The following is an 11,984-nucleotide window of genomic DNA, read 5'->3' as shown; positions in this document are numbered from 1 at the left end:
CATTTCGATTATGCAAGCAAGATATTTATTTTAAAAAGCGAAGTTATCCGTGGCGAAACTCATTTTCACTGACAACTTGGTAACTGTGCGATGCTGCGTCATAGCTAATAATAACAACACGATCACCGCGTTTTAACTGTTCGGAGGATGGGGCGCGTATTTGTAAAATTAACCCGGCTCCGCCATCTTCTAATAGCGCTTCGCCATTTTGTTCACTCACCGTTCCTGAACGTACTGTGGCGTATTTACCGATAAGTTGTTGTACTGTTTTGGGTTTATTAAGGCTCACCAATTTTTTGCGCACAGGTTTTAAGCACAAAGCGGTTAAATGAAGAAAGATAAATAGGGTGATCGCAAAAACGGCGAAGCTGACGAGATAACGTAATAAATCAGTATCAATGAAGCGAATAAAGATATGTACGCTGAAATAACTGATTATCCAACCAAAAAGAGTAAATAACGTGACAATAATGGTGACAGGGATCCCTGCTAAGCCAAGCTTGGTTAGCCAACCCGCGAAACCTGTTGCATCAATGCCAGCATCAAATTCGGTATCAAGATTAAATACGTCGATATCCAATAAGCCAAAAGCGGCACATAACCAATAAAATAGAACAATGATTAGCAAACCACTAAAGATAATTGTCGGGAACATCAAACTGTTATGGAAAAACAAACTCATAGGGTTTTCTCTTTATTATTAATGCATTATTGAGCTTACGTGAAAAGGAACGTTTGTTTAATTTATCACCATAAAATTATTTAGCTTAATAATATATTTTTTAATTAATAGCAGTATCAGACTAGTCTATAAGCACTTTTAATTTTTTGAAGTCTCTTATAGTACTGGTTGTTTATCCAGCTTTATTTGGTGAAGTTATTCCTAAAGTCTTATCGATAATAGTAAGACATTAATGAGATAGGATTTTACCATTAATAATCAAGTTGATGATAATCATTCTCAACTATAATAAGCGTGTTTAAAGTACAAAATGGGGGGGATTAATAAGATTAAAGTGATAAATTCGCGCTTCATGGATGAAAACTATTATGAAGCGCAAAAAAGTAAGATTAGTCTATCAAGTTCAGGAATGCCGCACCTCGTGCGCCTCCAGAGTCACCATAACGTGCTTTTTCGATTGCAGGTAATGTTGCTATACCATATAGGTATTGTGGAAGCACTTCTGGTAGTTGTTTATAGATCTCTTCAAACTGTGATAACCCTCCACCAATAACCACTAAGTCGGGGTCAAAAACAGTGACAATTTGCCCCATAAACATCGCAAGTAATGACATATAGCGGTTAACATGCTCTTTTGCTTGAATATCACCTTGTTTATATAGCTCAATAATTTCGATAGCCGAACGTTTTTCATTGTTGAATGAAGAATAAATACGCTCAAAGCCCGGGCCGGATAAATAGGTTTCAAAGCAAGCTGTTTGGCCACAGCCACAAGTTATTTCAGGAACTTTTTCCCCTAATAGCTTGGCTCCACGAACGCTGAGGTTCATGTGGCCTATTTCCCCTGCAATTCCATTTTTACCGGATAAAACTTTACCATTTATAATGAACCCACCGCCCACACCAGTCCCTAAAATTAAGCCAAGAACGGTAGGGTAGCGTTTGAAATCAGGGTCCCAAGCTTCTGATAATGCAAAGCAATTTGCATCATTTTCTACTTTTACTGGGCGCTGTAATATATTAGCAAGATCATGAATTAAAGGTTTGTATTGTGCAGTAGGGACATTGGTTGTAAATACGGTTCCTTCAACGTGGTTTACGATACCCGGAACGCCAACACCCACTTTTCCTTGGCAGTTAAATTTTTCATCTGCTTCTCGTGTGAGCTCAAGAAATGTATTTAAGAGCGTTTGGTAGTCATCTTTGGGTGTAGGAACACGCTTTTGCCAGACCTGATTTAATTCGTTATCAAAGACGGCAAGTTCAATTTTTGTCCCGCCCATGTCAAAGCCGTAATACATTTTCATCTTCCCCTAATGGTTTATTTATTAAAAAGATAATGTATCTATTTGATAAATAATAAGTGATGGAATCTACTGGTCTAATTATACAAAAGTTCATCAGAGGATAAATTACTGTTTTGGTTTTTATTTTGTATATGGACTCTTTTCTTAACTTTTCGCTTTTTTGAACCTTTTTGAATAAAAATAATTGCACCGCTATCTCAAATGCTATATTGTTATATTATAACATAACATTTAGGTGGTTATTATGAAACAGGGGATCCATCCACAATACCGTACCGTGGTTTTTCATGACACAAGTGCAGATGCCTATTTCAAAGTAGGCTCAACAATAAAAACTGAAAAAACAATCGAGTATGAGGGTGAAATATTTCCGTATGTCACGCTTGATGTCTCTTCTCAGTCACATCCGTTTTATACCGGTAAACAGAAAATGATTTCTCAGGAAGGCAAAACGGCACAGTTCCAGAAGCGTTTTGGTCGTTTTTTACAGTCAGAGGGTAAATGAAGATGAAAGTACTGAGTTCATTAAAAACGGCAAAAAACCGTCATCCAGATTGCCAAATTGTTCGCCGTCGTGGCCGGGTGTATGTGATATGCAAAACAAACCCGCGTTTTAAAGCAGTGCAAGGCTGTAAGAAAAAACGCTAATTATTGAATTTAAACATAATTATAAAATTTCCTGTATCACTTTATATTTTATTTGCTTAGCCATTGCAGATTATTGCTCTCTGCCGTGGCTTTTTTTTATTTGTTTTTTTGTCCACTGATCCCCTCGATCATTAGCATGATTACTAATCTTCTTATTATTAGTGATGAAATTCACTTGCACATGGATGCATATTTTGTCAGGTTTAATACATCCGAAAAATTTCTAGTTTCAATTTTTGTGAATACTGAATGAATGATAACAATGACGGTATTTACTTTGTGGGGTCGAAACTAGAAATTTCTTGGTAAAAATTTAAACGAACAGGGTGAGTGAAAATGAAAAATGTAGGGTTTGTTGGCTGGCGTGGAATGGTCGGCTCAGTATTGATGCAGAGAATGGTCGAAGAACGTGATTTTGATGCGATCCGTCCTGTATTTTTTACCACGTCACAACAGGGTGCAGAAGCGCCGGTTTATGGTGGCCATCGTAGCGTTTTACAAGATGCTTTTGATATCGATGCACTAAAAGCATTGGATATTATTATTAGCTGCCAAGGCGGCGACTACACGAATGAAGTTTATCCTAAACTTCGTGAGTCTGGCTGGAATGGTTACTGGATTGATGCTGCGTCTTCATTACGTATGAAAGATGATGCGATTATTATTCTTGATCCCGTGAACAACCAACATATCCAAGACGGCTTAAATAAAGGCATTAAGACCTTTGTCGGTGGGAATTGTACGGTAAGTTTAATGTTGATGTCTTTAGGTGGGTTGTTCACTAATAATTTAGTGGAATGGGCATCTGTGGCAACTTATCAAGCGGCATCAGGGGCTGGGGCTCGAAATATGCGTGAGCTTCTGGCACAAATGGGGTCTTTGCACACGCAAGTGGCTAAAGAACTCCAAGACCCGGCCTCCGCTATTTTAGATATCGAGAAAAAAGTCACAGATTTCACTCGCAGTGGCACAATGCCAACGGATGCGTTTGGCGTACCATTAGCGGGTAGCCTGATCCCATGGATTGATAAAGCGTTAGAAAATGGCCAAAGCCGCGAAGAGTGGAAGGGCCAAGCAGAAACCAATAAAATTTTAGAAACGGGCAATAATATTATTCCAGTTGATGGGTTATGTGTTCGTGTGGGTGCGCTGCGCTGTCATAGCCAAGCTTTCACATTGAAGCTGAAAAAAGATGTTCCGTTGAGTGAAATTGAGCAATTGCTTGCCTCACATAATGATTGGGTGAAAGTGGTTCCTAATGACCGCGAAATCACTATGCGTGAGTTAACTCCAGCGGCAGTCACTGGCACGCTTAGCACCCCTGTTGGCCGCTTGCGTAAACTGAATATGGGCCCTGAATACTTATCTGCCTTTACGGTTGGTGACCAATTACTGTGGGGAGCTGCTGAGCCTCTTCGTCGTATGTTACGGATTTTATTATAAGCGCGGCGCAGCGATAAGTCGTATTCGATAAACCTGCATAATTTAATATGCAGGTTTTTTTTGTACCTAAATTAGTGACGAGCCGGTTCATTCTGCGGCGGCTGGTGCTCTAACTCTTTTGCTAAGAAGTAGTTCAAGAATGTTCGGATCACGGCAATAATACCGAGTTTAATGAGGCTATCTAAATCTGGGTCAACGGTTGTTGCTAAGATATCAGCGGCTAATTGGAACTCTAACGCAGTGGCTAGCCAATCACCAAAACAATAGCGAGCGGTACGTGCTTTTTGGGTTTTCATCCACACGATCAGGGTCTTGATTAACCCAATCACTACGCAGATAACTGAAATTGCTTCTAAAAGTAATTGAAGTACGTGAACACTCGAGACCAGTAATTCACGTAAAAAAACTAAATCGAACATTAAAACCTCGACTCGATAAGTAAATTGGATTCATATTTGTTAACTATGAGCAAATATTGCCAAAATATCGAGTTTTATTGTGGATCTATCGTCTCAGAAGGTAATTGGCTAATGGATAAAATATTTCGATTGCCATCAATGACCTGAATATTCTTATTGGGTTGATGACATTCACGTAAAGGTGATAAGCAAGCTTGTTGCGAACCTTGTTGTATATTAAGCCAATCACTGATTAGCCAATAATTATTCGCTGTAGAATAAGGTGACTGCAAGTTTACTGGTTTGATGTTTGGTTTACTGGCACTTTCGCTGTACCAAATCAGCAAAGGAATTTCATAGGCTTCTTTTCTTGGGTTGTTAACGCCATGGTGGTAGTGAATATTGTTATCGCTGTCTAGGCGTTGCAACGCATGGTCTGAATAGTACATCAAAGTCGCAGGTTTCCCTTCGAGTTGTTGTATTAGGTTTTCGATAAATTTATCGGTATATGCTACTGAACTGTCGTAGCAATCGTCATCTTCTTGGCCACTGAATGTTTTTAGTTCAGTTTCAGGGAAGCGGTTACAGGCAGGTTCATGGCTGCCATAAGTATGTAACACAATGAGCTTTTTCTTATCAGTGGGGTCATTGATAGCATTATTGAAGTCATCTTGCAGCTCTTCATCGTAGCCGACAAATTCGTTCCAAGCTTTCTTTTGTGACATAGAAGCAATAGCAGAAATAATACTGGTACGTTTATTAGTTTTTCCCTGGTTGCTGACCCAATAGGTTTTAAAGCCTGCATGATTGGCTAATGAAATGATATTGTCCGAATAGTGTGATTTATCCTGCATTTGCTCAAAGCGAATATTAGACAGTGAAATAGGGACTGACAAGATAGTCACCGGTGCAGGGGAATAGGCTTGTTGAAACGCCAATATTTGTGATTTTCGCTGATTTAAATTGGGTGTTGTTTCATATTGATAGCCGTAAAAACCCATATGGTCACGGCGCAATGATTCACCAATGACAAGAACATAGATTTCAGTTTCAGACGCATTTTTCTGGTAGTTAAAAGCCACTTCTTGTGATGATATTTTTTTTATCCCTCGGTTTTCATATAAATTTTTGACTAAAGCTGCAGCATTATAGAAAGGGGTGCTTAAGAAGTATTTTTCCGTGATCAATAAAGCGCTATCGGGTTTGCTAAGTAATGATGCGTAATAGGCTGGAATGGCTAATAGGTAACCACAAATTAGTGCCATACTTACCGCTGTAATACGACGCTTCATATATTTTGCGCATTGATGGATACAGGCTAAATAAGCCGAAAAAACAAGTAAATAAAAAATAACATAACCAATGTTATAGGAAAGCATTCCAACTGTTTCGCTGCTATTGGTATTGATAAAAGTTTCTGCAATCGAAGAAGAAAAGCGGATATCGTGTTTTTGATAAAAGAAGAATGAAACAGATAAATTGAGAGCCCACAGAAGTGACACAAAAACAGTAAAAATTTTGCCAAGTAAAAACCGATAAATACCGGCACATAACAGTATGATAAGCACCCCTGAAATTATGATGGCAATGTCTGCAATAATGCTGATATCTCCACTAAAAAATACAGGGATGATAGATACCAATAATGCATAAATTGAAATAATAAGTTGGCGAATCATAGTGTTATTTTACGTATTTTTGACCTTAATCAGAGGTTATAGAAGTCATTAAAAAATAATAAGTTAACATCTGGTTAACTTAGGGTGTTATTCGTTTATAACATAAAAAAAGGTAAGATAATCAAAATAGTGGCGTAAAAAACTGTAAAATATCGTGATGTTTAGTCATGACTAGCCCCTCACAACTCGTGAGGGGGAGGTAAAATATTGAGTTAGAAACTTACCGCAATTTTGGCATCAATATTGTTATCGCTATAATTTTTTGATAAAAATTTATTATAATTAATTGATAGCTTAGTATTTTCTTTTATATTGATATCAGTACCGATTTTTAATGCGACACCATGGCGTGATGCAGGAACACTATGTGTTGTAAATGAGCTTGCGGTATCAGTAAAATTCAATTTTATCCCTCTATTTAAATTCCCATATTGATATTGATAATTAAGCTCACCGTGTAAACCGATATTTGATGTTTTACTCAATTTCCATTGGTTATCAAGGCGTAGCCCAAGGGTAGATAACGTTGTACTGATGCGCTGTTTACGTGCCTGTAGTGATGTGTTGTTGATGTTTTCATTAATAGCATGATTCATTGCGCTGATATAAGTGAGATTGGTGAATGGCTCAATATTTATCCCATTTGAGTTAATTGGATAGGCCAGCTCCATAAAAGCTTGATGTGTGTTGGTATAATAGCTCGCAGAGTGACTTGTGCCATCACTAATTGAGCGTTCGGTATGAATAAGATGTGAAGTGTGACCGAGCCCAGCACGAACCGCGATAGGTTGCCATAAAGCGCTACCATAAATGGCGGCATGGTAGTTGTTACTGTTACCGTGGTCTAGGCCGCTAGATAAGGTGCTTTGACTAAACCCTGCCGCGATACCCAATGTCATTTTTTCATTGATAAAACGTCGATTTGCCCCAAGCAATAGACCATAATTTGATGACTTATACCCAGTGGCATTGTTATCACCAGTCGTTTTATCCCAATCATAGAGCATTTTGACCCATACATTGCCTTTGCTTTCGCTACTCCATGATCCAGACAAGCGAGCTTGTTCAAGTACTGTTTCTTTAATCTGACGGCTATTATTTATTTGATTGGATAATAGGTCAGCGTATATTTGCCCGGTGACATTGTGAAATATCGCTTGAGCTTGTTGTTTTGTTTGGCTTTTTAACGTTTGGTTATAGAGAGCATGGTGCGTAGGAAGCGTTTCAATGGCGTTAGCCACAGCGGTTTGGTTTTGCGTTGCAGCCGCACTGGAAAATGCAGTGTTATTGCGCCCTACCTTAAGTGTAACCTCTTTGGGGGTGTAATTTAGTGTCGTTCCAATAAACTGGTAATTAGGCACAACAGCATCAAATTGGCCATCAATCCCCTTTTGAGCGCTTAATATCGTATATTGTGTATCAAATAACTGGTGGATATCTTGCTTAGAAAGCGGGTTATTTTGATTTTCAAGCGTGACACTGACGGTACCACCTTTTAATAAAGCCGAGCCTTGGCTGATGACCTTATCGTTTTTACCTGCTGAATTGATTTCAACCAAATAATGGCTGTTGGGTGCAAAAGTTACGGAATCAATGATGTTAATTGTGCCAATTGAGTGACCGGGTGCAACAACTGCACCTTGGTTAGCGGTTAATTGTCGAATGCTCCCATTGCCCGTCAGTAAACCGTGGTGGTTAATATTCACCGAAGCACCGATTTTTCCGTCATCTAAGACTAACGTTCCTTTCTGGACATCAACTGCGGAATCTAAGTGTTTTTTAAGGGTAACCGTTCCGCCATTTATATGGGATTTTTGCGAGTATTTATTCTCACCCGTTAAGACTAAATGGCCTTGGTTTACTGTAAAGCCTGCGAAGGTATTGTTGCCAGATAATACTAATGTCCCTTGGCCTTGTTTCGTTAACTTTCCCGTACCTTGAATATTATTTTTCCATTCATCTAGTTTACCGAAATTAGCAATATCAAAGTCATTAACGTCTTGATTGACGATAAAGTTTTCATATAAATAGGAGGGGCCATGATGAGCCGCAGGTAAGTTAATTAACCCCCAATAGCTATTTGGATCATTTTCTTTAATATTCCAACCCGCAATTGATTGGCTTGGATACGCAGTGCTGGCTAAAATATTGTTCCACTGTGTTTTATTCAAGTATGGGAAGCGTAATCGAAGTAAATAACCCGCCGTTTTAGGTATATTTTTAGGCTCGATCATAGATATCTTTTGCGTTTCTTTTTTTCCATAGTAACCAATATGGTCATTGGTTATAGGGTTAGATACGGTTAGACAATTTTGACTGTTATTTGAACATGACGATGAAATATCTGTACGAATATTTTTAGCCGACTCAACAATGAATTTGCTGTTTTTTTCATCGGATAGCAGCTGTGATAATAAATAATAATTACCTACACGAGAAGCGATGGTATCGGTAGCGAAGTGTGCGCCAACAATCACGCGGCTTTCACCGTATTCAATCGCTCGGTTGAACGTTTCACTGCCTTTTTCGGGGAAAATCATCGCCAATACTGCTGCTTGCTTAAAACCATTCCACGTATGGCCGCTAGGGTAAGATGAGCCCTGTATATGTGAATAACCTGCAATATAATGACCTTCGTCATCCAATACTTGGTAAGGACGACCACGCTTAAAATGGTCTTTTAGAATAAAATCAATCGACCTAGTACGTTGTTTTTTTTCATCATAAGCACGAGTGCTTGTATCATGTAACGAACGGATTTCTTTATATTGTTTATGGTCTTTTATATTAATACCCTGTTCGCCAAACAGTATCGTTTGATAACTGTTAAATAAATAATCTGAGCTTTGGGATTTATCTGCGTGTGCTAAATTTTTTCTTTCACCTGTGATATTGATGTATTCATTGCTAATAAGCCTATCTTGCTCAGCAACTTCGCTGCCTTCTTTAGGGGTATTATTAATAACATTGTGTTTTATATCCTCAAGCCATGTATTTCTTGTATCGATAATGTTTTTCTCTAATTCTAAAATATGATTTTTTGCTATTAGAGTATTTGTGAATATGAATGGTAATAAAGTTATTGATACTGATATAAAGGTTTTTCTCATTGTAATCCCGCCGATGCTATTGGTGAAAATTTCATTTGGCGGAGTTTATTTATAATATATTTATTTTTTATGACAGTTTTAAAAATAAAAAATCGTTATTAATTAAAGTGATAAGCTTTATTTTAAATTGTTTTATTTTTTATAATGTGGTTTTCTATTGACGGGTTTTATTTTTTTATTTTTTTACTACTGGTTTGATTAAATGGTGAAAGTAAAATAATAACTATAAAAAAATAATTATAAAAAAATAACCCCAAACTTTCGTATGGGGTTATTAAATATTATTCAGTTAGCTGAATAATTAAATATCAATATTCGCTGCTTTTAGGGCATTTTCTTCGATAAATGCACGACGTGGCTCAACAGCATCACCCATTAATGTGGTGAATAGTAAGTCGGTTGCGATCGCATCTTTCACTGTTACACGCATCATACGGCGCGTCTCAGGGTTCATGGTGGTTTCCCAAAGTTGTTCTGGGTTCATTTCACCAAGACCTTTATAACGCTGTACGTATAGGCCGCGACGTGACTCACGCGTTAACCAAGTCAAAGCTTCTTCAAAGTTATCGATATCTTGACGACGCTCACCACGCTTGATGTAAGCACCTTCTTCAATTAAGCCACTGATTAAGTCACCTAAATGAGTAATGCGACGGTACTCACTGCCATGAACAAAGTCAAAATCGAGATTGTAGTCGGTATCAACACCATGGGTGCGAATACGGATAGTTGGCTCGAATAATTGACGCTCACGGTTTTCGTTAACGGTATAGCTGTAAGTGCTACCGAATTGCTCGTTATCTTCTAAGCGTTTAACCAGTGTTTTTGCCCACTCTTCTACTTTCTCGCTGGCTTTTAAGTCATCTTCAGTTAAGGTTGACTGATAAACCAAGCTGTTAAGTAGAGCTTGAGGGTAAAGGCGCTCGAGGCGACGAATAATACGGTGTGCAGCATTATATTCGACAACCAGTTTTTCGAGTTCTTCGCCTTTCATGGCTGGGGCTTCGGCACTTAAATGCAGTTCCGCGCCATCAAGAGCGATAGAAATCAGGTAATCGTCCATTGCATCATCATCTTTAATATATTGCTCTTGTTTACCACGTTTCACTTTATACAGTGGTGGTTGAGCGATAAAGATATGACCACGTTCAACGATTTCAGGCATTTGGCGGTAGAAGAAGGTCAATAGTAGTGTACGAATGTGCGAACCATCGACGTCCGCATCCGTCATGATAATGATGCTGTGATAACGCAGTTTGTCTGGGTTATATTCATCACGACCAATACCACAGCCTAATGCGGTGATCAGGGTTGCCACTTCTTGTGAAGATAGCATTTTATCAAAACGCGCTTTTTCTACGTTTAGAATTTTACCTTTCAGTGGCAAAATTGCTTGGTTCTTACGGTTACGGCCCTGTTTTGCAGAGCCGCCCGCGGAGTCCCCTTCCACAAGGTACAGTTCAGATAGCGCAGGGTCGCGTTCTTGGCAGTCAGCCAATTTACCCGGTAAGCCAGCTAAGTCTAACGCGCCTTTACGACGTGTCATTTCACGGGCTTTACGTGCAGCTTCGCGTGCGCGTGCAGCATCAATGATTTTACCGACAACGATTTTTGCGTCGTTCGGGTTTTCCAGTAAATATTCAACTAATTTCTCATTCATGATTGTTTCAACCGCTGTTTTCACTTCGGAAGAGACCAATTTTTCTTTGGTTTGTGATGAGAATTTAGGATCTGGAACTTTTACTGAAATAACTGCAATCAGGCCTTCACGTGCATCGTCACCGGTTGCGTTGACTTTGCTTTTCTTCTGATAGCCTTCTTTTTCCATGTAGTTATTCAATGTACGCGTCATTGCTGCACGGAAACCAGCGAGGTGAGTCCCCCCATCGCGCTGAGGAATGTTATTGGTGAAGCAGTATACGTTTTCTTGGAAACCATCATTCCACTGCATTGAAACTTCAACGCCAATACCGTCTTTTTCAGTTGAAAAATAAAAGACAGAAGGGTGGATAGGGGTTTTGTTACGGCTTAAATACTCAACAAAGGCTTTAATGCCGCCTTCATAATGGAAATGGTCTTCTTTGCCATCACGTTTATCAATGAGCTTGATAGAAACACCGGAGTTTAAGAATGATAACTCACGTAAGCGTTTTGCTAAGACGTCATATTCAAATTCAGTGACACCTTTAAAAGTGTCCATACTTGGCCAAAAACGAACGCGGGTTCCTGTTTGGTCGGTTTCGCCGACAACAGTCAGAGGCCCTTGAGGCTCACCATGTTTGTAGATTTGCTCATGAACTTTGCCATCGCGACGGATAACTAATTCTAATTTTTCAGATAAGGCGTTAACAACGGAAACCCCAACACCGTGCAAACCACCGGAGACTTTATAGGAGTTGTCATCAAATTTACCCCCTGCGTGCAGAACGGTCATGATAACCTCTGCGGCAGAGACGCCTTCTTCTTCGTGGATACCAGTAGGGATACCACGTCCATCATCCTGTACGGAGATAGAGTTATCGGCATGGATAGTGATCACGATATCATCACAAAAGCCTGCGAGGGCTTCGTCGATAGCGTTGTCGACAACCTCGAAAACCATGTGATGAAGACCTGTTCCATCGTCTGTATCACCGATATACATGCCCGGGCGCTTACGCACCGCATCCAGTCCTTTTAATACCTTGATACTTGAGGAGTCATATGTATTCGACATC

The 11,984-nt window shown here is 39.2% G+C and carries 9 protein-coding genes; 3 read left to right on the top strand and 6 right to left on the bottom strand.

Annotated elements, in window-relative coordinates; all coding sequences use genetic code 11:
* Positions 1-43 precede the first annotated feature (43 nt).
* Positions 44-682 (bottom strand): OB-fold-containig protein, encoded by a 639-nt coding sequence (locus tag CYG50_RS19390; protein ID WP_102140061.1) that lies wholly within the window; start codon positions 680-682, stop codon positions 44-46.
* A 389-nt stretch (positions 683-1,071) separates the two neighbouring features.
* Positions 1,072-1,983, bottom strand: a complete 912-nt coding sequence (gene nagK, locus CYG50_RS19385) for an N-acetylglucosamine kinase (RefSeq protein ID WP_102140060.1) — start codon at positions 1,981-1,983, stop codon at positions 1,072-1,074.
* A gap of 250 nt (positions 1,984-2,233) precedes the next feature.
* Between nagK and CYG50_RS19380 the strand changes: the two genes are divergently transcribed.
* The 3 genes from CYG50_RS19380 (at position 2,234) to asd (ending at position 4,080) form a co-directional block, all read left to right on the top strand.
* Positions 2,234-2,494, top strand: coding sequence for a type B 50S ribosomal protein L31 (locus tag CYG50_RS19380; RefSeq protein WP_004906261.1), 261 nt, complete (start codon positions 2,234-2,236; stop codon positions 2,492-2,494).
* Between the two features lie 2 nt (positions 2,495-2,496).
* The gene (gene ykgO / locus CYG50_RS19375) at positions 2,497-2,637 is read left to right on the top strand and encodes a type B 50S ribosomal protein L36 (RefSeq protein WP_102140059.1); all 141 of its coding nucleotides are present in this window, start codon (positions 2,497-2,499) and stop codon (positions 2,635-2,637) included.
* A 336-nt stretch (positions 2,638-2,973) separates the two neighbouring features.
* On the top strand, positions 2,974-4,080 hold the full coding sequence (gene asd, locus CYG50_RS19370) for an aspartate-semialdehyde dehydrogenase (RefSeq protein WP_102140058.1): 1,107 nt from the start codon (positions 2,974-2,976) through the stop codon (positions 4,078-4,080).
* A 71-nt stretch (positions 4,081-4,151) separates the two neighbouring features.
* Here the strand turns inward: asd and CYG50_RS19365 are convergent, their stop codons facing one another.
* The 4 genes from CYG50_RS19365 to gyrB form a co-directional block, all read right to left on the bottom strand.
* Positions 4,152-4,499: a DUF1622 domain-containing protein gene (locus tag CYG50_RS19365; RefSeq protein ID WP_102140057.1), complete on the bottom strand. Its 348-nt coding sequence runs from the start codon at positions 4,497-4,499 to the stop codon at positions 4,152-4,154.
* A gap of 74 nt (positions 4,500-4,573) precedes the next feature.
* A complete protein-coding gene (locus tag CYG50_RS19360; protein ID WP_102140056.1) occupies positions 4,574-6,157 on the bottom strand; it encodes a phosphoethanolamine transferase in 1,584 nt (527 codons plus the stop codon).
* A gap of 212 nt (positions 6,158-6,369) precedes the next feature.
* On the bottom strand, positions 6,370-9,267 hold the full coding sequence (locus CYG50_RS19355) for an autotransporter domain-containing protein (protein ID WP_102140055.1): 2,898 nt from the start codon (positions 9,265-9,267) through the stop codon (positions 6,370-6,372).
* A gap of 301 nt (positions 9,268-9,568) precedes the next feature.
* Complete coding sequence (gene gyrB / locus CYG50_RS19350; RefSeq protein ID WP_102140054.1) at positions 9,569-11,983, bottom strand: DNA topoisomerase (ATP-hydrolyzing) subunit B; 2,415 nt, start codon at positions 11,981-11,983, stop codon at positions 9,569-9,571.
* Position 11,984 lies beyond the last annotated feature (1 nt).

The organism is Providencia huaxiensis (assembly GCF_002843235.3).
Taxonomy (GTDB): Bacteria; Pseudomonadota; Gammaproteobacteria; order Enterobacterales; family Enterobacteriaceae; genus Providencia; species Providencia huaxiensis.
This window is presented reverse-complemented; position numbering and strand designations above follow the sequence as displayed.

Excerpts from the sequence above, each read along its gene's own strand:
- CYG50_RS19390 (WP_102140061.1), bottom strand. The coding sequence starts at position 682 with ATGAGTTTGTTTTTCCATAACAGTTTGATGTTCCCGACAATTATCTTT.
- nagK (WP_102140060.1), bottom strand. The coding sequence starts at position 1,983 with ATGTATTACGGCTTTGACATGGGCGGGACAAAAATTGAACTTGCCGTC.
- CYG50_RS19380 (WP_004906261.1), top strand. The coding sequence starts at position 2,234 with ATGAAACAGGGGATCCATCCACAATACCGTACCGTGGTTTTTCATGAC.
- ykgO (WP_102140059.1), top strand. The coding sequence starts at position 2,497 with ATGAAAGTACTGAGTTCATTAAAAACGGCAAAAAACCGTCATCCAGAT.
- asd (WP_102140058.1), top strand. The coding sequence starts at position 2,974 with ATGAAAAATGTAGGGTTTGTTGGCTGGCGTGGAATGGTCGGCTCAGTA.
- CYG50_RS19365 (WP_102140057.1), bottom strand. The coding sequence starts at position 4,499 with ATGTTCGATTTAGTTTTTTTACGTGAATTACTGGTCTCGAGTGTTCAC.
- CYG50_RS19360 (WP_102140056.1), bottom strand. The coding sequence starts at position 6,157 with ATGATTCGCCAACTTATTATTTCAATTTATGCATTATTGGTATCTATC.
- CYG50_RS19355 (WP_102140055.1), bottom strand. The coding sequence starts at position 9,267 with ATGAGAAAAACCTTTATATCAGTATCAATAACTTTATTACCATTCATA.
- gyrB (WP_102140054.1), bottom strand. The coding sequence starts at position 11,983 with ATGTCGAATACATATGACTCCTCAAGTATCAAGGTATTAAAAGGACTG.